Origin of the sequence: Acidocella aromatica, from assembly GCF_014201825.1 — a bacterium.
GTDB lineage: Bacteria > Pseudomonadota > Alphaproteobacteria > Acetobacterales > Acetobacteraceae > Acidocella > Acidocella aromatica.
Map to the genome: position 1 here is coordinate 103,881 of NZ_JACHFJ010000007.1, position 23,287 is coordinate 127,167.

Annotated in this window: 18 protein-coding genes; 5 read left to right on the forward strand and 13 right to left on the reverse strand. The window is 64.3% G+C overall.

Going from position 1 to position 23,287, the window contains the following annotated elements; genetic code table 11:
* Nucleotide 1: 1 nt before the first annotated feature.
* Together HNP71_RS08970 and HNP71_RS08975 are read right to left on the reverse strand one after the other, a co-directional pair.
* On the reverse strand, nucleotides 2-1,789 hold the full coding sequence (locus HNP71_RS08970) for a nickel-dependent hydrogenase large subunit (RefSeq protein WP_183266554.1): 1,788 nt from the start codon (nucleotides 1,787-1,789) through the stop codon (nucleotides 2-4).
* Nucleotides 1,789-2,880, reverse strand: a complete 1,092-nt coding sequence (locus tag HNP71_RS08975; protein ID WP_343062374.1) for a hydrogenase small subunit — start codon at nucleotides 2,878-2,880, stop codon at nucleotides 1,789-1,791. Before HNP71_RS08975 ends, HNP71_RS08970 begins: the two co-directional genes overlap by 1 nt.
* Nucleotides 2,881-3,214: 334 nt before the next feature.
* Between HNP71_RS08975 and HNP71_RS08980 the strand changes: the two genes are divergently transcribed.
* Nucleotides 3,215-4,732, forward strand: a complete 1,518-nt coding sequence (locus tag HNP71_RS08980; protein ID WP_183266555.1) for an acetyl-CoA hydrolase/transferase family protein — start codon at nucleotides 3,215-3,217, stop codon at nucleotides 4,730-4,732.
* Between the two features lie 26 nt (nucleotides 4,733-4,758).
* Here the strand turns inward: HNP71_RS08980 and HNP71_RS08985 are convergent, their stop codons facing one another.
* From HNP71_RS08985 to adh, 5 genes are all read right to left on the reverse strand, one after another.
* On the reverse strand, nucleotides 4,759-6,219 hold the full coding sequence (locus tag HNP71_RS08985) for a bifunctional aminoglycoside phosphotransferase/ATP-binding protein (protein WP_221246726.1): 1,461 nt from the start codon (nucleotides 6,217-6,219) through the stop codon (nucleotides 4,759-4,761).
* A complete protein-coding gene (gene ftsH, locus HNP71_RS08990) occupies nucleotides 6,212-8,050 on the reverse strand; it encodes an ATP-dependent zinc metalloprotease FtsH (RefSeq protein WP_183266577.1) in 1,839 nt (612 codons plus the stop codon). Before ftsH ends, HNP71_RS08985 begins: the two co-directional genes overlap by 8 nt.
* Nucleotides 8,051-8,081: 31 nt before the next feature.
* Entirely contained in the window at nucleotides 8,082-8,549 is a 468-nt protein-coding gene (locus HNP71_RS08995; protein ID WP_183266557.1) for a CBS domain-containing protein, read from the reverse strand.
* Nucleotides 8,550-8,645: 96 nt separating this feature from the next.
* The gene (locus HNP71_RS09000; RefSeq protein ID WP_183266558.1) at nucleotides 8,646-9,032 is read right to left on the reverse strand and encodes a DUF779 domain-containing protein; all 387 of its coding nucleotides are present in this window, start codon (nucleotides 9,030-9,032) and stop codon (nucleotides 8,646-8,648) included.
* Nucleotides 9,013-10,545 (reverse strand): aldehyde dehydrogenase, encoded by a 1,533-nt coding sequence (gene adh / locus HNP71_RS09005; protein ID WP_183266559.1) that lies wholly within the window; start codon nucleotides 10,543-10,545, stop codon nucleotides 9,013-9,015. Before adh ends, HNP71_RS09000 begins: the two co-directional genes overlap by 20 nt.
* A gap of 360 nt (nucleotides 10,546-10,905) precedes the next feature.
* Between adh and HNP71_RS09010 the strand changes: the two genes are divergently transcribed.
* Nucleotides 10,906-12,780, forward strand: a complete 1,875-nt coding sequence (locus HNP71_RS09010) for a sigma-54-dependent Fis family transcriptional regulator (RefSeq protein WP_246344144.1) — start codon at nucleotides 10,906-10,908, stop codon at nucleotides 12,778-12,780.
* Between the two features lie 310 nt (nucleotides 12,781-13,090).
* Here HNP71_RS09010 and hemN read toward each other — a convergent pair whose 3' ends face one another.
* The 6 genes from hemN to HNP71_RS09040 all read right to left on the reverse strand — a co-directional run bounded on the left by hemN (nucleotide 13,091) and on the right by HNP71_RS09040 (nucleotide 21,036).
* A complete protein-coding gene (gene hemN / locus HNP71_RS09015; protein ID WP_183266561.1) occupies nucleotides 13,091-14,467 on the reverse strand; it encodes an oxygen-independent coproporphyrinogen III oxidase in 1,377 nt (458 codons plus the stop codon).
* 33 nt (nucleotides 14,468-14,500) lie between these two features.
* Nucleotides 14,501-15,415, reverse strand: a complete 915-nt coding sequence (cysK, locus tag HNP71_RS09020) for a cysteine synthase A (RefSeq protein WP_183266562.1) — start codon at nucleotides 15,413-15,415, stop codon at nucleotides 14,501-14,503.
* Between the two features lie 89 nt (nucleotides 15,416-15,504).
* Nucleotides 15,505-16,947: a GGDEF domain-containing protein gene (locus tag HNP71_RS09025; RefSeq protein ID WP_183266563.1), complete on the reverse strand. Its 1,443-nt coding sequence runs from the start codon at nucleotides 16,945-16,947 to the stop codon at nucleotides 15,505-15,507.
* Between the two features lie 162 nt (nucleotides 16,948-17,109).
* A complete protein-coding gene (locus HNP71_RS09030; protein ID WP_183266564.1) occupies nucleotides 17,110-18,465 on the reverse strand; it encodes a Hint domain-containing protein in 1,356 nt (451 codons plus the stop codon).
* 209 nt (nucleotides 18,466-18,674) lie between these two features.
* Complete coding sequence (locus tag HNP71_RS09035; protein WP_246344145.1) at nucleotides 18,675-19,055, reverse strand: DUF934 domain-containing protein; 381 nt, start codon at nucleotides 19,053-19,055, stop codon at nucleotides 18,675-18,677.
* Nucleotides 19,042-21,036 (reverse strand): DUF2849 domain-containing protein, encoded by a 1,995-nt coding sequence (locus HNP71_RS09040; RefSeq protein ID WP_183266566.1) that lies wholly within the window; start codon nucleotides 21,034-21,036, stop codon nucleotides 19,042-19,044. Before HNP71_RS09040 ends, HNP71_RS09035 begins: the two co-directional genes overlap by 14 nt.
* A gap of 146 nt (nucleotides 21,037-21,182) precedes the next feature.
* On the opposite strand from HNP71_RS09040, the gene HNP71_RS09045 reads away from it, so the two are divergent.
* Genes HNP71_RS09045 through epsC form a run of 3 tightly spaced genes read left to right on the forward strand, consistent with a single transcriptional unit; the run spans nucleotide 21,183 to nucleotide 23,138 of the window.
* The gene (locus tag HNP71_RS09045; RefSeq protein ID WP_343062375.1) at nucleotides 21,183-21,722 is read left to right on the forward strand and encodes a YeeE/YedE family protein; all 540 of its coding nucleotides are present in this window, start codon (nucleotides 21,183-21,185) and stop codon (nucleotides 21,720-21,722) included.
* Nucleotides 21,722-22,312 carry a DUF6691 family protein gene (locus tag HNP71_RS14085; RefSeq protein WP_221246727.1) on the forward strand — a complete coding sequence of 197 codons (591 nt, stop codon included), beginning with the start codon at nucleotides 21,722-21,724 and terminating at the stop codon, nucleotides 22,310-22,312. The genes HNP71_RS09045 and HNP71_RS14085 overlap by 1 nt, the downstream gene beginning before the upstream one ends.
* A complete protein-coding gene (gene epsC, locus HNP71_RS09055; protein WP_183266568.1) occupies nucleotides 22,203-23,138 on the forward strand; it encodes a serine O-acetyltransferase EpsC in 936 nt (311 codons plus the stop codon). The genes HNP71_RS14085 and epsC overlap by 110 nt, the downstream gene beginning before the upstream one ends.
* Nucleotides 23,139-23,287 lie beyond the last annotated feature (149 nt).

The following is a 23,287-nucleotide window of genomic DNA, read 5'->3' on the forward strand; positions in this document are numbered from 1 at the left end:
GTCAGCGCACCTGCACGCGGACCAGCTCGCCGCCATCCGGTGCCATCACATGGGTGGAGCAGGCCAGGCAGGGGTCGAAGCTGTGCAGCGTACGCAGGATTTCGAGCGGCTGGTTTGGGTTAGCCAGCGGCGTGCCAAGCAGCGCGGCCTCGAACGCGCCGACATTGCCTGCCGGGTCGCGTGGCGAGCCGTTCCAAGTGGTCGGCACCACGGCCTGATAGGACTCGATCTTCGCGTCCTTGATGTGCAGCCAATGGCCGAGCGCGCCGCGCGGAGCCTCGGCGAAGCCAACGCCCTTGACCTCGGACGGCCAGGTGGTCGGCTCCCAGTTGTCGGTATTCGCGGTGGAACTGTCCCCCGCCGCGATGGTGGCGATCAGGTGGTCGAAGCAATCCTGCAACTTATGCGCGGCCCAGCTGGCTTCCAGCGCGCGCGCCGCGGTGCGGCCCAGCGTGGTGAACAGCGCGTTGAACGGCAAGCCGAGATCGGTAAGCAGCTTGTCCACCGGATCCTTGAACTCCGCATTGCCCTGGGCATAGCCGAGGGTGAAGCGCGAGAGCGGGCCGACCTCCATGGCATGGCCGCGCCAGCGTGCGGCCTTGATGTAGGAGTATTTCGCCCCTTCATCGAGCTGCTGGATATTGGTCTTGGTGCCGATTGTGTTGGGCCCAAGCTCGAAGTTCGGATCGGTAATGCCCTCCCACGGATGCAGGCCCTTCGACTCGTCCGGGTATTTGTACCAGGAATGGTCAACGAATTCCTGCACCTGATCCAGGTCGGCGAGATCGACCGGCAGGATCTCGTTGAGATTGCCGTTGATGATCGCGCCGCGCGGGATCATCAGATTGGTATAGTCGTTGGCGTGGAGCGGGAACTCACCGTAGGAGATGACATTCTTGCCCGCGAGGCCCTGGCCGTAATCCCAGTTCTTGTAGAAGCTGGCGATGGCTTTCATGTCAGGAACGTAAACCTGATCGATGAATTGAATGGTCCGGCTGATAATATCCGCCACCAAGTTGAGCTGTGTGACGTTGACTGGCGCGCCCGCGCCCATCGTGGCATCCATGTTGATGGCGCAAGCCATGCCGCCCACCAGCCAGTTCGGATGCGGGTTTTTGCCGCCGAACACGGTGTGGATCTTCACGATCTCGCGCTGGAAATCGAGTGCTTCCAGATAATGCGCCGTGGCCATCAGATTGGCCTCGGGTGGCAGCAGATAGGCCGGATTGCCCCAATAGCCGTTCATGAACGGGCCGAGCTGGCCGGAATCGACAAAGCGCTGCAGCCGGGCCTGAACATCCGAGAAATAGCCCGGCGAGGACTTGGCCCAGGGCGAGATGGACTGCGCCAGTGCGCTGGTCGCCTTCGGGTCGGCCTTCAGCGCGGAAATCACATCCACCCAATCCAGCGCGTGCAGATGGTAGAAATGCACGAGATGGTCATGCACCCACAGCGTGAGCTGCATCATGTTGCGGATGGTGTTGGCGTTTTCGGGGATCTGGATGCCGAGCGCATTCTCCACCGCACGCACGGAGGTGAGCGCGTGCGTGCCGGTGCACACGCCGCAAATGCGCTCGCAGAACGCCCAGGCATCGCGCGGGTCACGGCCCTTGAGGATAATTTCCAGCCCGCGCCACATCGTGCCCGTGGAGACCGCGTTGCGGATGATGTTGTTGCTGTCGAGATTCACTTCGCAGCGCATATGGCCTTCGATGCGCGTCACCGGGTCCACTACCATGCGGCGGCCGGAATTATCGAGCGCGAAGCCGTTCGGGGTCTGCACGTTCATTACTGCTTGTCTCCCTCACCCGGCTTGCGGGTGAAATGCTTGATGGCGCTGGCACCGGCATGAGCGGCCACACCAGCAAGCGCGGCGGCGGCGGCGGTGCCACCAACGGTATCGGCCGTGGCCTCCACGCCGAACCCGGCGCCGATATTGGCCAGGCGCGAGTAGAACGGCCCGTTATCCCAGAAATTATCCTCGGAGCAGCCGATGCACCCATGGCCCGACTGAATGGGGAAGGATACGCCGCCATTCCAGCGCACGGTGGAGCAGGCGTTATAGGTGGTCGGGCCTTTGCAGCCCATCTTGTAGAGGCAATAGCCCTTGCGCGCGCCTTCGTCGTCCCAGGACTGCACGAACTCGCCAGCATCGAAATGCGGGCGGCGGTAGCATTTGTCGTGGATGCGCTGGCCGTAGAACATTGCCGGGCGACCGCGGCTGTCCAGCTCGGGCAGGCGGTCGAAGGTGAGGATGTAGGAGATCACGCCGGTCATCACCTCGGCGATGGGCGGACAGCCCGGCACCTTGATGATCGGTTTGTCTGTGATCACCTTGTCGATGGGCACGGCCTGGGTGGGGTTGGGCTTGGCGGCCTGCACGCAGCCCCAGCTGGCGCAAGCGCCCCAGGCGATGACGGCCTTGGCGTTTGCTGCGACCGATTTCAGCCGCTCCACGAACGGTTTGCCGCCGATGATGCAGTACATGCCATCTTCGTTCAGCGGCGGGTTGCCTTCCACCGCCAGGATGTACTCGCCCGGATATTTATTGGGAATTTCATCGAGAATCGCCTCGGCGTCATGCCCGGCGGCGGTCATCAGCGTGTCGTCGTAATCGAGCGAGATCATCTTGAGGATGACATCCGAGGAAAGCGGGTTGCCGGAGCGGATAAAGGATTCCGAGCAGCATGTGCATTCCAGCCCATGCAGCCACAGCACCGGCAAACGAGGCTTGGTTTCCATCGCATGGGCGATCTTGTCAGCATAGACTGGCTCAAGGCCCAGCGCCGCGGCCGTCAGACTGCAAAACTTAAGAAAAGAGCGCCGGGATGTGCCCTGCGCCCGCATCAGCTCGTAAAAAGTCTGAGGTTTATCCGCCACGCTGATCATCTCCCCTCCATGCATCGGAGCGGCGCGCAACGGCATCACGGCACCGCATGCCCGCCGGTGTAAGTGGGTACCACTGGCCCGCTGCCGGCTGGGATTGCATTGATCCAAATCAATCGATCCAGATCAGCAAACTTTCTTCTGGCGATATACTCGAGAGTTTCATTGTGCATCGCAACATGTTCTGCATGGCGCGCAAAGCTGGCAGGCGGATTATGGCGCACCGCCTTATGTCCAAGCCAGACCGGATCGTTTATCACCCCTGGCGTAAAGCTGCCTGGAACGGGGCGGCTTTAGAATTTTGCTCTTAGGCAGGAGAAAATACGAGATGAGCCAAGACAGCCGGATCAAATCCAACGCGTTTCGCGAAAAAGTCATGCCCGCCGAGGCGGCCGCGGCGCTGATCACGCCCGGCAGCACCGTGGGCATGAGCGGCTTTACCGGCTCGGGCTATCCGAAGGCCGTGCCGCAGGCCCTGGCCAAGCACATGGAAACCGCCAACGCGGCGGGCGAGAAGTTCCGCCTGCGCGTGCTGACCGGCGCCTCCACCGGCCCCGAGTTGGACGGCGCCCTGGCCAAGGCCGACGGCATCGAGTTCCGCCTGCCCTATAACTCCGACCCCATCGCCCGCGAGAAGATCAACTCCGGCAAGATGGAATATTTCGACGTGCATCTGAGCCAGGTGGCCCCGATGACTTGGCAGGGCTTCTTCGGCAAGCTGGACACGGCGGTCGTCGAGATCGTCGGCGTCACCGAGGATGGCGAGCTGATCCCCTCCTCCTCCGTGGGCAACAACAAGACCTGGCTGGACTGCGCCGAGAAGGTCATCCTCGAGGTGAACTCCTGGCAGAACCCGGCGCTGCACGGCATGCACGACATTTACTACGGCACCGCCCTGCCGCCGAACCGCAAGCCCATCCCGCTCGTGCGCCCGGATGACCGCATCGGCCAGACCACCTTCCGCGTCGACCCGTCCAAGGTCGTGGCCGTGGTTGAGACCGACATCCCGGACCGCAACCTGCCCTTCAGCCCGCCGGACGAGACCTCCCAGCGCATCGCCGCGCACCTGATCGAATTTTTCGAGCATGAGGTGAGGAAGGGCCGCCTACCGCCGCACTTGCTGCCGCTGCAGTCGGGCGTGGGTAACATCGCCAACGCCGTGCTGGCCGGGCTGAACAAGTCCAAGTTCGAGAACATGACCTCCTATACCGAGGTGATCCAGGATGGCATGCTGGACATGCTCAACTCGGGCAAGCTGCGCATGGCCTCCGCCACCGCGTTCTCGCTCTCGCCGGAAGCGGCGACGAACCTGAACGCCAACATGGCGCAGTACCGCGACAAGATGATCCTGCGTCCGCAGGAAATCTCCAATCACCCGGAGCTGGTGCGCCGCCTTGGCTGCATCGCCATGAACGGGCTCATCGAGGCCGACATCTACGGCGCCGTGAACTCCACCCATGTGATGGGCTCGCGCATCCAGAACGGCATCGGCGGCTCGGGCGACTTCGCGCGCAATGCCTATATCTCCGTGTTCATGACCCCCTCCACCGCCAAGGGCGGCAAGATCTCCGCGATCGTGCCGATGGCCTCGCCTGTCGATCACATCAACCAGGACGTCCAGGTGATCGTGACCGAGCAGGGCCTCGCCGATCTGCGCGGCCTCTCCCCGAAGCAGCGCGCGGAGACGATCATCGAGAACTGCGCACACCCGGACTACAAGCCAATGCTGAAGGACTACTACCGCCGCGCCCGCGAGCACTCCTACGGCCAGCAGAGCCCCTGCCTGCCGTCCGAGGCGCTCTCCTGGCACCAGCGCTTCATCGATACTGGCTCGATGAAGGCCTGAGACTGAGAAAACCCTCGCGCGGTTGGTTAACCCCGCGCGAGGCTTTTCATGACCGCGTCGCGCTGCGCCGCCTTGGGCTGGGCAGCGTCGATCCGGGTCCACCTTATCTCTCCCGTCTCCAGCTCCCGCTGCAGCCGCAGCACCGCCGCACCGGCATCTGAGGCATCGTCCCGCCTGGCATCGAGGCGCGCGATCAGCACTTCATCCGGCGCATCCAGCCAGACCCCTGTAAAATCCACGCCCATATGCTCCGCAAACACGGCGGCGGCTTCCCGCTCCTCCTGACGCAGGAAGGCTGCGTCCAAAATCACGCTGTAACCGGCGGCCAGTGCCGACACGGCCTGATTGTGCATTTCGGCGTAAACCCTCGCGCTCATTTGCGGCGTATAGGCGCTCTCGGGCAGGCGCGTTTCAGGCTCCACGCCGCATAGGGTTTTACGCAGTACGTCGCTCCGCAGCACCCGCGCCCCAGGCACGGGCGCGAATTCGGCCGCCACAGCCGCCGCCAGGGTGGACTTGCCCGAACCGCTGACCCCGCCAATGGCGAGCAGGCGCGGCGCGGCGGGGCGCAACGCCTCCGCCGCCAGGGCGAGATAGGTTTTCCCTTCCTTGTCCCTGCCCTGCGCCGCCAACACATGGGCGCGGATGACCGCCCGCACGGCAATGAACAGCGGCATCGCCGCCACGCCCTCGGCCTCGGCGGTGCGGTCGAGATAGCGGTTGAACACCAATGCCGCGAAGAATCGTTCGCCCCGGCGCAGCAAATCCATGAGCAAAAAGGCGAGGTCATAGAGCGGGTCGATGCAGGCGAAATCGTCGCAGAACTCGATGCAGTCGAACAACAGCGGCTGGCCCTGCCAGAGCACGATATTGCCGAGATGCAGATCGCCATGGCAGCGCCTGATGCCCGGTCCCCGCACCGCCAGCAACGGCGCATGTGCCTCCACCGCCGCGCGGCAGGCGGTATTCACCTGTTCCACCAGCACTGGGTCGAACCCCGCCTTGGCGAGATTGGCCGCATTGCCCTCCACCACCCCTCGCAGCAGGGCAGCGCCGTCGCGCGGGGTTCGCTCGGCCTGTTGGTGGAAAGCCACGATATTGTCTGTGAGGTCGCGCAGCAGCCGGGCCGTCAGCTTCCCGGCCCGGGCCAGGGAATCGAACAGATCCACCTCGGCGAAGCGCCGCATCTCCAGCACATACTCCACCGGCTCACCCGGACCCTCGAACTCCAGCCCGCCTGAAGCCGAACGGGTGATGGCGCGGACACGGCGGTAAAGCTCCGGCGCGGTGCGGCGGTTGAGTAGCAGCTCGGCCTCGCAAAACATCTTGCGCCGGGCCAGAGTAGAGTAATCGAGATAGGAGAACCGCACCGCGCGCTTCAGCTTGTAAGCGGTATCGGCGTGCAGGAAGACGATGGAGATATGTGTCTCCGCCCGGGCCTCGGCGCCCCGGGCGAGGAAGGCAATAACCTCGTCCTGGTCAGGCACGATCCGTCCAAGGCGGGATCTTGGCTGCCAGCTCATCCAGCTTGGCGCCCGAAATCGTCTCGTCCTTCAGCAGCTCCTTCGCCGCCTCGCGCAGCACGGGCATGTTCGCCTGCAAGATAGCACGAGAGCGGTTGAAAGCGCTCTCCACCAGATCGTGGATGGCGGCGTCAATGGCGGCGGCGGTCTGCTCCGAGTACTGGCGCGGTCGCCAATCCGGCACGCCTGTGGGGCCGAGCAGATGCTGGGTCTCCGGCTCATAGGTCATCTGGCCGAGCTTATCGTCCATGCCGAAACGCACGACCATGGAGCGGGCGATATCCGTCGCACGGGCCAGATCGTCCGAGGCGCCCGTGGAGACCTCAGGGAAAATCAGCGACTCCGCCGCCCGCCCGCCCAGCAGCACGGTCATGCGGTTCATCAGCTCGGCGCGGCTCATGAGGAAGCGGTCCTCGCCGGGGCGCTGAATGGTGTAGCCCAACGCCGCCAGACCGTGCGGGATGATGGAGATCTTCTGCACCTTGTCGCTATCCGGCAGCGCCATGGCGGTGATGGCATGGCCCAGCTCATGATTCGCCACCACCTCCCGCTCCTTGGGCACCAGCAGGCGCGTGCGCTTCTCCAGCCCGGCAATAATCCGCTCCACCGCCTCGTTGAAATCCTCCAGCGTCACCTCCTCGGCTTGGCGGCGGGTAGCGAGCAGCGCCGCCTCGTTCACCAGATTAGCGAGGTCCGCCCCGGTGAAGCCGGGGGTGAGGGAAGCGATCTCCTCGGCCGAGACGCCAGGCGCGAGCTTCACCTTATGCATATGCAGCTCGAGGATCTGTACGCGCCCGGGCTTGTCTGGCCGGTCCACCAATATCTGCCGGTCGAACCGCCCGGCGCGCAGCAAAGCGGGGTCGAGGATCTCGGGCCTGTTGGTGGCGGCCAGCAGCACCACGCCGGAGGAAGGATCGAAGCCGTCCATCTCGGCCAGGAGCTGGTTCAGCGTCTGCTCTTTTTCGTCGTTGCCGCCACCGGGGATCGCGGCGTTGCGGGCGCGCCCCAGGGAGTCCAGCTCGTCGATAAAGATAATGGCCGGGGCAGACTTGCGGGCCTGCTCGAACAGATCGCGCACGCGCGCGGCGCCAACGCCGACGAACATCTCCACGAACTCGGAGCCGGAGATAGAGAAGAACGGCACATTCGCCTCGCCCGCCACGGCGCGGGCCAGCAGCGTCTTGCCTGTGCCCGGCGGACCGACCAGCAGCACGCCCTTGGGGATATGCGCGCCCAACCTGCCATAGGCACCGGGGTTCTTCAGGAAGTCCACGACCTCTTTCAGTTCGGCCTTGGCTTCCTCCACCCCGGCGACATCCTTGAACCGCACCGCCACGTCGCTCTCGGCGTACACACGCGCGCGGCTCTTGCCTACGGCCAGCACGCCGCCAGCGCCGCCCATGCGCCCGCCCAGCAGCATGTACCAAAGCCCGCCGAACAGCAGCAGCGGCGCCAGCCAGCCGAGCAAGGAGGAGAGGAAGCCCGGCGAAGGTTCACCGGAGAAAGTGATCTTCTGCTTGGCCAGATCCTTCGCCAAGCTGGGGTCCACACGGTCAGTCTCAAACTCGGAGGGCTCGCCAGGGGCGGCGTTCTTCAGCGTGCCGGTGATCTGGCTCTCGCCCACCACCAGATTATCCACCTGCCCCGCCTGCAGCAGGGACTGAAATTGGCTGTAGGGAATAACCTTGACCTGCTGCTGGGCTTGCCGGGTCAGCACCGAGAACACCAGCAGCGAGATCAACACCGCGGCAAGGATAAACCCGAAACGTGAAACGCCGTCTTTCTCTTTAGCCACGTCAGGCCTCTCCAGTGCCGCAGCGCGGCGTTCAGCCCTTAAGCCGGCCCGCGGCGACGGTACGGATAATGTCGGCGCGGCTGACGATGCCGACCACTTTGCCCTCACGCAGCACGGGTACGCGTTTGATATGGTGCTGCGCCAGCAGATCCACGATATCGGCCACGGCAACATCCTCCGTCACGCTGACCACGTCATGCGTCATCAGATCCCCGGCGGTGCGCTTTTCCTGCTTCAGATATTCAACGAAATCCGGCGCCAGATCCTCGCCCTCGGCCAGCATCTCCAGCCACCAGGCGCGGCGGCTCTCCTGCTTGGCGCCGAGCTGGCGCATCAGATCCTGCTCGCTCACCATGCCGAGCAGCTTGCCCTCGGCATCAACCACCGGCGCCGCGCTGATCCCATGCTCGGCCAGCACGCCAGCCACCTTCGACACGTTGTCGAACGGGTGCACCACCACCACGTTGCGGTTCATGATATCGGCTGCCGTCACGGTCATCTCTGTTCATCCCATTATTCTGTGGACCGGACATTGCCACGCGCCGCCCGTACCGCATTGATTTCTATCAACAGGAACGGGCGGACGCCAGAGACATTACAGGCTGAGCGCGGCCAGTTCGGCCTCGGTAAACAGACGAGAACGGGTAAGGAAACGCTTGCCCGTGCCGTTCTCCAGCGAAAACATCCCGCCAATCCCCTCGACCACGTCGATAATCAGCTGGGTATGTTTCCAGTATTCGAACTGCGAGGGGCTCATATAGAACCCCGCGCCGCCGATCTCACCAAGCTTCACGTCATCCGGGCTCAGCAGATAATCGCCGACCGGATAACACATCGGCGCGGACCCGTCGCAACAGCCGCCTGACTGATGAAACAGAACCGCGCCGTATTTTGCCTGAAGCTGGGCTATCAGCTCCAGCGCGGTGTCTGTCGCCAGAACCCGCGCTGGAACCGTGTTCAGCTCAGAAGAAGCCAAGGGCATTCGGGCTGTAGCTGACCAGCAGGTTCTTGGTCTGCTGGTAGTGGTCGAGCATCATCTTGTGCGTCTCACGCCCGATGCCGGACTGCTTGTAACCGCCGAACGCCGCGTGGGCGGGGTACAGGTGGTAGCAGTTGGTCCACACGCGGCCAGCCTTGATGCCACGGCCCATGCGGTAGGCGCGGTTGCCGTCGCGCGACCACACGCCGGCGCCCAGGCCGTACAGCGTGTCGTTGGCGGCGTGCAGCACTTCTTCCTCGGTCTTGAAGGTGGTGACGGAGAGCACCGGCCCGAAGATTTCCTCCTGGAAGATGCGCATCTTGTTGTTGCCGCGGAACACGGTCGGCTGGATGTAATAGCCATCCGACAGCGCGCCGCCGAGATTGGCGCGCTGGCCGCCGATGAGCAGCTCAGCACCTTCCTGCTTGCCGATGTCGATGTAGGAGAGGATCTTCTGCACCTGCTCGGAGGAGGCCTGGGCACCGATCATGGTGGCGATGTCCAGCGGGCTGCCCTGCTTGATGGCGGCGACGCGCTTCAGCACCTTCTCCATGAAGCGATCATAGATGCTCTCCTGGATGAAGGCGCGCGACGGACAGGTGCAAACCTCGCCCTGGTTGAGCGCGAACAGAACCAGACCTTCAACCGCCTTGTCGAGGAAGGCATCGTCCTCGTTCATCACGTCCTCGAAGAAGATGTTCGGGGACTTGCCGCCGAGTTCCAGCGTGACCGGGATGAGGTTGTGGCTGGCATACTGCATGATCAGCCGGCCGGTGGAGGTCTCACCGGTGAAGGCGATCTTGGCGATGCGGTTGGAAGAGGCGAGCGGCTTGCCCGCTTCCAGGCCGAAGCCGTTGACGATGTTGAGCACGCCAGCCGGCAGCAGGTCGCCGATCAGCTCGGCCAGCACCAGCACGGAGACCGGGGTTTGCTCGGCGGGCTTCAGCACCACGCAGTTACCAGCGGCCAGCGCCGGGGCCAGCTTCCACACGGCCATCAGCAGCGGGAAGTTCCAGGGGATGATCTGACCGACCACGCCCAGCGGCTCGTGGTAATGATAGGCGATGGTGGTCTCGTCGATCTCGGCGAGAGAGCCTTCCTGCGCGCGGATGCAGGAGGCGAAATAGCGCATGTGGTCGATGGCCAGCGGCACGTCGGCGAAGGTGGTCTCGCGGATCGGCTTGCCGTTATCGACGGTCTCGACATAAGCGAGCAGGTCCAGGTTCTGCTCCATGCGGTCCGCGATCTTCAGCAGGATGTTGGCGCGGGCGGTGGGAGAGGTCTTGCCCCAGGCATCGGCCGCGGCATGGGCGGCGTCCAGCGCCAGGTTGATGTCCGCCTCTTTCGAGCGCGCCGCCTGGGTGAAGGGACGGCCGGTGATGGGGGAGATGTTGTCGAAATACTGGCCGTCGAGCGGGGCGGTGAACTTGCCGTTGATGAAGTTGTCGTAGCGGGGCTTGAAGGAGAAGCCGGCGACGGCGCTGCCGGCGGCGGGGGAAATGGCGGCATCAAGCATGTCTGTTTCCTCGTTATGTTTACAAAGCGGATACGTTGTCCGGCCCGTTTATCTGGGACAGGCCTCGACCAGCTTCAAGGCAAGACCCGTGCCAAACCGGCAAGGCGTGGAAAACCCCCGGCAGAAATGGATTATAGTGCATGTCGGATGGGGAAGCTACTCAGTTTGTCACGCGCCGAAATGTCACGCTGTACCAAAACAGGACAGACTGCTAAGATATTTGCATTGGCGCCCTAGCCACGCCAACCTTAAAAACCAAGGACGCTGCACAATAAAGCAAGAAGCGTCCGCCTAAAACCACTGGGACAGGAAACCGCGAAGGCCATGCAGCCGTTCTCACTATCCGCTAGGGCAGAAGCGTTGAATCACTTTGCCGCCGCGCCAGGAGGCGTCGATCCCGGGGATATCAGCCGGTCCTGGCAGCGTTGCCGGACCGCCGGGCTGACGCCCGAGCAAAACCGGCGGGACGACCCGCACCTCACCCATGCCGAGCGGCGCATGGCGGCCGAGCGGCGCGCGACGCTGGTGACCCAGGCGCGGCCGGTGATGGAATATTTCTACAGCCAGATCAAAGACTCCGGCTGCGTGATGCTGCTCTCGGACGAGAACGGCTACCTGCTGGATTCCGCCGGCGATGCCGATTTTTGCACCCGCGCCGCCCAGGTGGCGCTCAGCCCCGGCGCCTCCTGGGCCGAGGAGGCGCGCGGCACCAACGCCATCGGCACAGCGCTCATTGAGCGCAAGCCGATTGTGGTGACAGGCGCCGAGCATTACCTGCGCCATAACAGCTTCCTGGCCTGCGCCGCCGCCCCGCTCACCGAGCCGGACGGCAAGCTCCTCGGCGCGATCGACATCTCCTGCGACGCCCGGCGCTACCACCCGCACACTTTCGGGCTGGTGCGCGCCGCCGCGCAGATGATCGAGAAGCGTATTTTCGAGCTGAATTTCGTCCTCCAGACCAAACTGCGCTTCCATATGTCCAGCAACTGCCTGGGCAGCCTGATGGAAGGTGCCGTGGCCATCGGCGAGGATGGCCGAATCCTGGGCGCCAACCGCCCCGGCTTTGCCATGCTGGGCCTGAAGTACGAGGATATCGGCAAGCGCGACATTTGCAGCCTGTTCGACATGACCATCCCTGAGTTGATGGCGCTGGGGCTGCGCTCGCAAACCGAGGCCGCGGGCGTACGCCTGCGCAATGGCGAGTTGCTCTACCTCACCGTGGAGCAGATGCGCGCCCCGGTGATTCGCCGCCCCGCCGTCCCCGCGGCGGACATTCAACAGCCCGACGCCCTGGCCGAACTGGACACCGGCGATGCCCGCGTGTCCAAGGCCATCAGCCAGCTCCGCCGGGTGCTGGGACGCAAGGTGCCCATCCTGCTGCAAGGCGAAACGGGGGCGGGCAAGGATTTCTTCGCCCACGCCATCCATGCCGCGGGGCCGCGCGCCAACGGGCCGTTCGTGGCGGTGAACTGCGCCGCCCTGCCGGAGACGCTGATCGAGTCCGAGCTGTTCGGCCACGCTCCCGGCGCCTTTACCGGCGCGCGCAAGGAGGGCTCGCCCGGGCGCATCCGCGAGGCGCATGGCGGCACGCTGTTCCTGGACGAGATCGGAGACATGCCGCTGGCGATGCAGACCCGCCTGCTGCGCGTGTTGGAGGAAGGTACCGTCACCCCCATCGGCGGCAAGCCCGTGCCGGTGGATTTCCTGCTCATCTCCGCCACCCATGCGGATTTCACGGCCCGCATCGCGGCCAAGACCTTCCGCTCCGACCTGTATTACCGGCTGAACGGGCTTTCCGTCTCGCTGCCGCCCTTGCGCGAGCGCACCGACGTAGCGGCGCTGACCGAACGCATCCTGGCGCGCGAGGCAGCCGCGCGCGGAGGCCGGGCCCCTACCCTTTCGCCCGAGCTGGCCGAAGCCTGCGCCCGCTATACCTGGCCCGGCAATCTGCGCCAGCTCTCAGGGATGCTGCGTACCGCCTGCCTGATGCTGGACGAGGGTGAGGACACACTTCACCTGCATCACCTCAGCGAGGAAGCTTTGCGCGAACTCACCACCAAGCGCCCCACCACTGTAACGTTGGAAGCCTCCGGCGCCACGTTGCGGGAACAGTCGGACGCGATGATCGCCGCCGCGGTGGCGGAGGCGGGCGGCAACATCGCCGCCGCCGCGCGCAATTTGGGCATCAGCCGCAACACACTGTACCGCCGCCTTGGCAATGTGCGCGAGCATTAAGGAACGCACGCGGCCAAAAAATTTCCGGGTTGTTTTCAACTTTTGATTTGTATCAAGGAACGGATCCGCAAAGAGAGGCACATATTGGTCATCCCAAAGCGGATACACTCCCCAGACTTGGCCCTGCCATGAGAAATCATGGCAGGGTTTTTTCTTGAGACCCATCCAACACAAAACGCTTCAATTTCGGAATTAAAGTGTTGTAGCGTCCGCCTTAAAGTAACAAAATTTTTTGGTTCAGCTTTTTTCAAAAAGCCGCAATGACACCGCCTTTTTCACAAAAAAGGCGGCGCCAGAAACTTTCAAAACATCAAACCGCAGCAGAGTGGCGCGGCGTCGCGGCGTTGGCCTGCTTCAGATAGACATCGAAAAGCGCTGCAACATTGCGCACGAAGGGACGGCCGCGCTCAGTCACGCGCACGCGCTTTCCATCCCACTCCACCAGTCCATCTGCGGCAAAACCACTGAGTGGTACTGCATCTTCCAGCAGCGGCGCGGGGTCAGACCCCATGGTTTTGGCCAAGGCGGGGATATCCAACTCCAGATCGCACATGATGCGCTCGATCACCGCGCGGCGCAGCCGGTCATCCGCGCTCAGCGCCACGCCGCGCGCAACGGGCAAGCGCCCCTCGTTGATCGCTGCCTCGTAAGCGGGCACGCCAGTGGCGTTCTGCACATAACCCTGCGGCAGCGCGCCGATGGACGAAGCCCCGAGCCCGAGCAACACGGGCGTGGCATCGGTGGTGTAGCCCTGGAAATTGCGGTGCAGCGCTTTCTCCTGCACGGCAGCGGCCATGGCATCGCCCGGCAAAGCGTAATGGTCCAGCCCGACGGGGATATACCCCCCCTCATGCTCCAGCACTTGGCGGATCATCCGCTCCTGGGCGAGACGCGCCTCGCCCCCCGGCAACGCGGCTTCGGGGATCAGGCTCTGGTGTTTCTTCATCCAGGGCACATGGGCGTAGCCGAACACGGCGGCGCGGTCGGCCTTGAGCGCCAGGGCTTGGCGCGCGGTGCGGGCCACGGACTCGGTGGTCTGGTGCGGCAGGCCGTAGATCAGGTCGAGATTGAGCGAGGTGACGCCCAGCCCGCGCAGCGCCTGGGCCGCGGCGGCGGTTTCCTCGAAGCTCTGGTGCCGGCCGATGGCCTCCTGCACCGCCTCGTCGAAATCCTGCACGCCGAGGCTGGCGCGGTTCACGCCCATCAGGCGCAGCGCGTCCAGGCAGTCAGGCGTCAGCGAGGTCGGGTCGATCTCGATCGCCACCTCGGCATCGGCACGCAGATGGAAGCGCTTGCGGACATGGTCCATGATGCCGGTAAGGCAGTCCTCCGGCATGGCGGTGGGCGTGCCTCCGCCCCAGTGCACCTGAGTGACGATGGCGCGGCGGCCGATCAGGTCGGCCAGCAGATCCAGCTCGCGCGAAAGCCACACCGCATAGGCGCGCTTAGGCCTGTCATTGCGCACCACGGTGGTGTTGCAGCCGCAATACAGGCAGAGCCGGTCGCAGAAGGGAACATGGATATAGAGTGAGACGGCGGCGTCAGGCGGCAACTCGGCCAGCCATTGCGCGTAGGTCTCGGCGCCTATACCGGGGTGGAAATGCGGCGCGGTGGGGTAGCTGGTATAGCGTGGTACGCGCCCATGGTAGCGGGCGATCAGCTCGGCATCGGTCATGGGCTTGTCCATGAACCGGCGCCAAGCCGCTTACATTGATTCACGTCAAGCTGGCAGGAAATCCGGCACCGAGAGGTAGCGCTCGCCCGTGTCGTAGTTGAAGCCCAGGATGCGGCTGCCGGCGGACAGCTCGGGCAGCTTCTTGGCAATGGCCGCCAGCGTGGCGCCGGAGGAAATGCCGACGAGCAGCCCCTCGGTGGTGGCGGAGCGGCGGGCGAAGTCCTTGGCCTCCTCGCCCTCCACCTGGATCACGCCGTCGATGGCGTTGAGATGCAGGTTGGCGGGGATAAACCCGGCGCCGATGCCCTGGATGGGGTGCGGGGCCGGGGAACCACCCGAGATCACCGGCGAGGCGGCGGGCTCCACGGCATATACCTTCAGGTTCGGCCAATGGGGCTTCAGCGTCTCGGCCACGCCGGTGATGTGGCCGCCCGTGCCAACGCCGGTGATGATGACATCCAACCCCTCGGGGAAGTCAGCCAGGATTTCCTGCGCCGTGGTGCGAGCGTGGATGGCGATATTGGCCGGATTTTCAAATTGCTGCGGGATGAAGGAGCCGGGATTCTGCTCGGCCAGCTCGGCGGCGCGGGCGATGGCGCCCTTCATGCCCTTCTCGCGCGGAGTGAGGTCAAAGGTCGCGCCATAAACCTGCATCAGGCGGCGGCGCTCGATGGACATGCTCTCCGGCATCACCAGGATCAGCTTATAGCCCTTCACCGCCGCCACCAAAGCGAGGCCCACGCCGGTATTGCCGGAGGTCGGCTCAATGATCAGCCCGCCCGGCTTGAGCACACCGGAGGCTTCAGCCGCCTCGATCATGGCCAGCGCGATACGGTCCTTGATCGAGCCACCCGGGTTGGTGCGTTCGGATTTCACCCACACGTTTGCCTCGGGGAACAGGCGGCCGAGGCGGATATGCGGGGTCTTGCCAATGGTTTCGAGAACGCTGTTAACCGGCATGCCATCTCTCCATAATTCTTATAGGTTTATTGCGCCATTCCGGGAGCCGCGCAAGCCCTGCCCGAGCTAACCATAAAAGCCGCCGCCTGTCAGGCTGCCGATACAGTCTCTTCCCCCGCCAGCACCACCTGGTTCCGCCCGCCGCGCTTGGCGGCATAAAGCGCCTGGTCGGCGCGTGCGATGGCTGCCTCGATCGTATCGCCCGGCACGATCTCGGCCACCCCGGCGGAGATCGTCAGGCTAAGCCCAGGCTCGATGCTATCGAACGGCGTATGCGCCAGCAGCGCCCGCAACCGCTCGAGGCATAAAGCCGCCGTCTGCAGCCCGGTATTAGGCAACATCAGCAGAAATTCCTCGCCGCCCCAACGGGCCAGCACGTCGCCGCAGCGCAGGGCATCAACACAGGCATGGGCAACGATGCGCAACGCCTCGTCCCCCGCGAGATGCCCGTAATCGTCGTTCACGGCTTTGAAGTGATCGAGGTCGATCATCGCCAGACAGGTGGGCTGCACGTCCTCCGCCCTCTCCTGCCGGACCTGCACCTGCCGTTTGACCAGCGGGACCATGGCCCGGCGGTTCAGCAGCCCGGTCAGTTCGTCGAGATCCGCCAGGGCTCGCACCTCCTTCTGGCGCTTTTCCATGATCTTCTTCTCTGCCCGGAGCATGGTGAGGCGGCGCTGATTCTCCTCGAACACCTCCAGCGAGCGCACGATGGCGCCGAACTCGTCATGGCGGCGCAGAGGGTACAAATCGATATCCAGCCGCCCGGCGGCGAGACGCTCCGTGGCTTGGCAGATTTCCCCCACCGTCTGCCGGATGGCGGCAAAAACCAGCCACACCACCGTCACCACCAGCAACAAGGTGAGCAGCACGCCAGCCACCGCGATGATGGCGATCCGCCGTGCCACCCCCTGGCTTTGCACCGCGAGCGCCCGCGCCTGCTCGTTCATCGCCATGGCCAGCTTATCGAGCTGCGCGGCCGCGCGTTCACGCTCCAGCTCATACGGCACGATATACCGCCCCGCACTGCCGAAATTATCATCCGTGAAGGCGGCGAGGCGGCTGATCGCGCCACGGTAATCATCCAGCTCCTGCAGGGCCTGGGCATAATCCCCCCGCTCGCTGGGCGGCACGAAGCGCTGCACCCGGCGCAAATTCTGGCGCGCCGTGTCGAGCTGGGCCAGCACGTCCTGCAACCCGGCCTGCACGGCGCCGGGAGTGCCGCCATTGGCCTGCCAGCCAAGGCAATGATAAAACGCGCCGTTGGCGATTGAGATCGCCTTGGCGCTAATCTCAAGCTGGTTTCGGGCGTTATCCTCGGCCAGTACCGCGTTCAGCACCGCGAGCTGGCGCTGCTGCGACCACAGCGCACAGCCCAGAGCTACAACCAGCATCACCATGGCGAAGGCCGGCGCGATGCCGATTTTCACCAGCAACGGCAGGTCGGCAAAGCGCGGCAGAACCCCCGTGGCCCCTGGCGCCGGAGCAGCCCTGCCAACACGCTGAAAACCAGCCGCGCCTTCGCCTTCCATCGCACCACCTTCCGCAACGATATTGACGAAATATGGTTTCCAAACGCTTAACCTTAATCGCGTGCCGGCACCCAAACGCCGAACGCCGCCAGGTACGGGATACCCAGCGGCGAACCTGCTGTTTCGACTATCAGCGTGTGTGGTTAAGCGGCTATTTCGGCCTCAGGCCACTTTGGATTCGCCGGGGCGCGCCCCCAAACGGGCGCGCAGGCCCGTGGGCAATTGGCGGGCGGACTTGGCGCGCGGATATTCCATCTCGGCAATCGGCTCCACCGGGGCAGAGCGCTCATCCCAGTTATGGAAGTTCATGCGATCGATATTGTCGACGAACGATTCGGTCGGCGCCCCCTCGGCCAGCAGCAATTCATGCGCATCCAGCTCGACATGATAGTAGTCGAAGACCTCCGGCATGCCATACTCACGCGTGATGCCGGGGAAACCAACCAGCGCCGCAGCCTGAACCAGCACACCATCAAGGAACATGGCATGGTCGGGCGAGACCAGCAGAGCGCGCACGGGCAGATTATCGCCCAGCGCACCAGCGGCGATGCGGATGGGAAATGCGCGCAGCGGATCGGCAAAACGGGTGGCAACGCGGCTGGCGCCAACCCAGCGGACCTCGGCCACACGGCCATCGGCCAAGCGCAGACGGGTGCCGGGCACCACGTCCTGAACCTCGATCTCGCCCTCCTCAGCCGCCAGACGCGTGCCAGCGCAGAAGCAGGGATAGGTATATTCGGTGCCACTCGAATTCAGCAGCGTGATCGTATAGCCCGAAGCCGCCCCGCTCGCCCCCGCCGTGCCGGCAGCCAGCGTCACTGTGCCAAAGGATGCGCCAGAGCTGTTTTCCAAGTCGTAGATGGTCTGGCCGCTGGCATTCTCGCTGCCGGTCGAAACCAGCTTCAGCACCTGCCCGCCGCAAGAAATCTGGTCCCCGTAGGAGAAATTCTCGATCACGAGATTGCTCGGCCATTGCGGCAGGTTCAACACGTTCTTCGTGCCGCCACTCGTCACCGGGTCAAAATAAATCGCCACGGTCGGCGAGGCGCCGGTAAAATCCACGGTCGCCCCGTTGAGGGTCAGCAAGCCGGCACCGGAGAAGGCCGTCGGCGAGGACAGGGTCGTGTTCGTCAGGATGAGATCCTGCCCTCTGGCCAGCGTCGCACCGGTACTCACCGTCACGATACCGCCGGTAATGCCGAAATTTCCCGTGCCGGTGGGGCTGATGGCGCCGGAAATCACCAGCTTGGTCGTGCTGCCGAGTGCCAGCGTCTCACCACCATTCTGGAAATCGAGGCCGTTGGTGTTGAGCGTGTAGGCGCCAGTGAACGTGGCGGTGCCGGTACCCGTAACGGTAATCGCGCTGAGAGTTGGCGAGCTGGTGAGGGTGATTGACGATCCACCCGGCACAAAAATGCCCGCATTGTCGCTATTGTCCGGTACTGTAGCCGGGCTCCAGTTAGCCGCCGTGCTGAAGCCGCCGTCGCCAGCAGCGCCCGTCCAAATCCACCCCGCCATCAGATCCCCCAAGCTTCCCCAAATGCGCGTTAATTCCGTTAGCGCACAAAAACATTACAAATCGTACACCTTTCCCTTATTAAGAACACTCAAATTTCGTCAAATCACCTTTTTGTGCACACAAGGCTGGCAATTCATCAAAAAAAAGACCGCAGCGGCAATGCCGGCTGCGGTCCGCAACGGTTATTCAGCTTGACTGAAAGCTTACACTACCCCTCCAGCGCGCGCCCCAGGCTCCGGCGCAGCAACTGGCCCGGCTGGCGGTGCTCGCGCAGCGCGGCGGCGAATTGGGCCGGGGTATGCTCGGGCGGCGTGAGGAATGAGGTGAAGCCGCAGGCGATCAGCGCTGCGAACTGGTCGGGGATGAAATGCCCGACGGCGCGCAAATCGCCCTTATAGCCATGGCGCTCCCGCAACGTGCGGGCCAGGGTAAAGCCGCGCCCGTCTCGGAATTTCGGGAACTCGATCTCGATCAGCGCCGCCCCGGGGAGCTGGGTGGCGATGTCCTCGATCTTCGCATCGGGCGTCAGGCGCAGCCCGGCCACGCCGGCGTCCGCGATTTCCTCGCCCTTGGCGTTAACGAGCGGCATTGACGGCCTCCTTGAACGGCGCCGCGCCGAGGCGGCGGTAAGTGTCGATGAACTTTTCGCCCGGTGTGCGCTGGGCCACATAGGCGTTCACGATCGCCTCGATGGCATCCGGCACATTGGCCGTGGGCACGGCCGGGCCGATGATGGAGCCGATCGCGGCGTTCTCATCCGCCGCACCGCCGAGGGTAATCTGGTACACTTCCTCGCCGTTCTTATCGACGCCGAGCAGCCCGATATGCCCGACATGGTGATGCCCGCAGGCATTGATGCAGCCGGAGATGTTCACGTACAGCGTGCCGATCTCCCGCTCGCGCCCGGCGAAGCGCTCGGCCAAGCGCTGCGCCACCGGAATGGAGCGGGCCGTGGCCAAGGCACAGTAATCCATACCCGGGCAGGCGATGATGTCCGAGATCAGCCCCACATTGGCCGAAGCGAGCCCCACCTTCACCAGCCCCTGATACAAAGCGGGGAGATCGTCCTTGGCGACATGCGGCAGAACCAGATTCTGCACATGGCTCACGCGGATCTCGCCCAGCGAATATTTGTCGGCCAGATCGGCCACCGCGTCCATTTCATCGGCGCTGGCATCGCCGGGGATGCCGCCGATCGGCTTCAGCGATATCTGCGCCGAGATATAGCCCGGATCGCGGTGCCCATGCGTGTTCCGCTCCACCCAGGCGGCGAAATCCGCATCCTCCGCCAGGGCTTTCGCGAACACGCCGCTATCCTGGCGCGTGAATTCCGGCACCGGGAAGCGCGCGGCCACGGCGGCAACCAACTCCGGCGTCAGCACGCAATAATCCGGCGGCAACGCCGCGTATTCGTCCTCGACCATCTGGATGAAGGCTTCCGGCTTCATCTCGCGGATCAGGATCTTGATGCGCGACTTATACATATTGTCGCGCCGACCGAGCGCGTTGTACACGCGCAGAACCGCCTCGTTATAACGCAGCAGCTCGGCCAGCGGCACGTCGTCGCGCAGCTTGATCGCCACATAGGGCGTGCGGCCCAGACCGCCACCGGCGAAGATGCGGAACACCGGCTCACCGGCTTCGTTTTTATGCACCTCGATGCCGATGTCATGCACACGCACAGCTGCACGGTCATGCGGCGCGCCGGTGATGGCAATCTTGAACTTGCGCGGCAGATAGGTGAACTCGGGGTGATCCGTGGACCACTGGCGCAGGATCTCGGCGTAGAGGCGCGGGTCGATCACCTCATCCGCCGCCGCACCGGCGTACTCGTCCGTCGTCACGTTGCGGATGCAGTTGCCAGAGGTCTGGATACCGTGCAGATCCGCCTCGGCCAGCGCGGCCAGGGCGGCAGGGGTATCCTCCAGCCGCAGCCAGTTGAACTGGATATTCTGGCGGGTGGTGAAATGGCCGTAGCCACGGTCGTAATGCCGGGCCACATAGGCGAGCTGGCGCAGCTGCGTGGCGCTGAGCACGCCATACGGAATGGCGATGCGCAGCATGTAGGCGTGCAGTTGCAGATACAGCCCGTTCATCAGGCGCAGCGGCTTGAACTCGTCCTCGGAGAGCTCGCCCGCGCGGCGGCGTTCCACCTGCTCGCCAAATTCACGCGCGCGCTGGCGCAGGAAGTCGCGGTCATATTCGTCGTAGTGATAGATGCCGGCATGGGGCGAGGTGGAACTGGCCGATGGCAGCGGTGGCAGCTTGTCCGCGCCGTCACGCCATGGGCCCGCGGGCAAATCGGCGCGTACCGAGGGACCGCGTGCGCGGATCTGCTCGCGATGCGCCACCGGCATCAGCTTGCCATCTTCCTGCGTCACCTCAACGGCCCGTACCTCCACCACATGCGCCGCCACATCGGCGGGCTGCGCCGCCGCCAGCGCGCCGGGCAAGGCCGTGTCGTCATACGTTGCGGCGGCATCCACATGCTCCGCCCAGCCATGCTCTCCGGCGAACCAGACGGACACACCATCGCGCAGACGGTTGGCGGTGATCACATGCAAAGACATCTCAAAGCTTTCCCACACTCGAACCTTGGCGCCAGATAAAGATTTTTTCCGCCTCGTCCAGAGCAAGGCGGCGATTTCATGGGAAATAATTTTTCAGAAACCTAGCCTATAAAGCCACTGAAAAGTAATTTTTTCCCACACGCCTCATCACGAGAAAATCCACACAAGAAAATATGGAACGGGAGAGCATGATTACCAGCACCGCAAAACATGCCCAAGGAGGCGTGCGAAATGCGGCGGATCCACATATATCAGGATGCATGACGATTATTCTCAACCCCGCCATGCTGGCGGACTCCCTCGCGGGCGGCGCAGTGATCGGCACGGCCTCGGCCGGGCTGCTGCTCGTGAATGGCCGCATCGCCGGCATCAGCGGCATCTTCGCCCGTGCCACCAAACCCGATGCTACACTCTGGCAATGGGCGTTCCTGGCCGGGCTGCTCGCCGCCGGGGCTGGGGCGGCCCTGGCCGGATACCCCCTGCCCGCCGACATCACCAAACAGAGCCTGCCCTTGCTTGCCCTGGCCGGGCTGCTCACCGGGGTCGGCACGCGGTTGGGCGGCGGCTGCACCAGCGGGCATGGCGTCTGCGGTCTGGCCCGCCTCTCCCCGCGCTCGCTGGCGGCGGTGCTGGTGTTCATGGGTGTCGCCGGGCTTACAGTATTCGTGCGGAGGCATGTGCTGTGATGCGCGCATTGACCGCCTTCGCCTTCGGGCTGCTGTTCGGGCTGGGCCTGCTGCTCTCGGGCATGACCGACCCGGACCGCGTGAAAGCCTTCCTCGACATCGGCGGGGACTGGAACCCGGCTTTGGCGCTGGTGATGGGCGGGGCCATCGCCATCGCCCTGCCCGCTTTTGCCCTGGCCAAACGGCGTAAAAATTGCCTGCTGGGCGAGGCCATCGACCTGCCCGCCAAACGCAGGATCGACGCCAGGCTGCTGCTCGGCGCCGCGATTTTCGGGCTGGGCTGGGGGCTGGCTGGCATCTGCCCCGGCCCTGGCCTGGTGCTGGCCGGGCGCTTGGCCCCTGGCGCGCTGGTCTTCACCGCGGCGCTGTATTGCGGCGCGCGGCTGGCCGAGCGGCTCGGCACTGCCCCCGTTTACAGCGGGTCAGGGCGCGTATTACCTTTTGCCATGGCCGATCGGGGCCGCAGCAGGACAACCGAACATGGGTATCAACGAGCAAAAGCCTGGGCTGCAACAGGCGGCACAGAGCACGGTGGCGGACTTGGCCGACGTGGTGGCGGGGCTGCGCCTCTCCCGCGAGGTGACGCATAAAATCCGCCATCGCGGCCAGATCCGCGAGCTACCCTCGCGCGCCGCGCTGGAGAAGATCCGCGACGGACTGTTCGCCGCCCTCTTCCCCAGCCATTACGGCTGCCCGGACCTGACCGACGAGACCATCGACTATTTCGTCGGCCATACGCTGTCGCAGTCGCTCACCGCGCTTAACGAGCAGGTGCGGCGAGACCTGCTGTTCCTCCCGCCTGGACATACCGACACCCCGGCCGAGGAACAGGCCACCGCCATCGTCCGCGATTTCGCGGCTCAGCTCCCCTGCCTGCGCGGCATGCTGGCCGAGGACCTGATGGCCGCCTATCAGGGCGACCCGGCCGCCAGTTCCATGGCCGAAGTGCTGCTGGCCTATCCCGGCATGCGCGCCATCATCCACCATCGTCTGGCGAATGTGCTGCACAAGCTCGGCGCGCCGCTGGTTGCCCGGCTGCTGGCGGGCATCTCCCAGGCCGAAACGGGCATCGACATCCACCCCCAGGCGCAGATCGGCCAGCGCTTCTTCATCGACCACGGCACCGGCGTGGTGATCGGTCAGACCGCCATCATCGGCGAGAATGTGCGGCTGTATCAGCATGTCACGCTGGGGGCGAAGCGCTTCACCGAGGACGAGAACGGCATGCTGGTGAAGGGCGAACCACGCCACCCGATCATCGAGGACAATGTGGTGATCTACGCTGGCGCCACCGTGCTGGGGCGCATCACTGTCGGGCGGGGCTCCACCATCGGCGGCAATGTGTGGCTCACGCAAAGCGTACCGCCGGGCAGCATCATCACCCAAGCGCAGAGCCGGCTCTCGAACGAAGCCTAACCCACTCCCTCCGCCGGCACGATTACCGTGCGGGTGCGGTTGGCGGGGTCGAACCTGACGTGCTCCCCTTTTTGTTCGCGCTCAGGCGCAGTGTCTTTCCCCTTCATGCTTGATGGTTGAGGTGGTTTCAATGTGCCCTGGGGCATGCC

Coding starts and splice junctions, on each gene's coding strand:
- HNP71_RS08970 (WP_183266554.1), bottom strand. CDS start 1,789: ATGAACGTGCAGACCCCGAACGGCTTCGCGCTCGATAATTCCGGCCGC.
- HNP71_RS08980 (WP_183266555.1), top strand. CDS start 3,215: ATGAGCCAAGACAGCCGGATCAAATCCAACGCGTTTCGCGAAAAAGTC.
- HNP71_RS08995 (WP_183266557.1), bottom strand. CDS start 8,549: ATGACCGTGACGGCAGCCGATATCATGAACCGCAACGTGGTGGTGGTG.
- HNP71_RS09000 (WP_183266558.1), bottom strand. CDS start 9,032: ATGCCCTTGGCTTCTTCTGAGCTGAACACGGTTCCAGCGCGGGTTCTG.
- adh (WP_183266559.1), bottom strand. CDS start 10,545: ATGCTTGATGCCGCCATTTCCCCCGCCGCCGGCAGCGCCGTCGCCGGC.
- hemN (WP_183266561.1), bottom strand. CDS start 14,467: ATGGACAAGCCCATGACCGATGCCGAGCTGATCGCCCGCTACCATGGG.
- cysK (WP_183266562.1), bottom strand. CDS start 15,415: ATGCCGGTTAACAGCGTTCTCGAAACCATTGGCAAGACCCCGCATATC.
- HNP71_RS09025 (WP_183266563.1), bottom strand. CDS start 16,947: ATGGAAGGCGAAGGCGCGGCTGGTTTTCAGCGTGTTGGCAGGGCTGCT.
- HNP71_RS09030 (WP_183266564.1), bottom strand. CDS start 18,465: ATGGCGGGGTGGATTTGGACGGGCGCTGCTGGCGACGGCGGCTTCAGC.
- HNP71_RS09035 (WP_246344145.1), bottom strand. CDS start 19,055: ATGCCGCTCGTTAACGCCAAGGGCGAGGAAATCGCGGACGCCGGCGTG.
- HNP71_RS09040 (WP_183266566.1), bottom strand. CDS start 21,036: ATGTCTTTGCATGTGATCACCGCCAACCGTCTGCGCGATGGTGTGTCC.
- HNP71_RS14085 (WP_221246727.1), top strand. CDS start 21,722: ATGCGCGCATTGACCGCCTTCGCCTTCGGGCTGCTGTTCGGGCTGGGC.
- epsC (WP_183266568.1), top strand. CDS start 22,203: ATGGGTATCAACGAGCAAAAGCCTGGGCTGCAACAGGCGGCACAGAGC.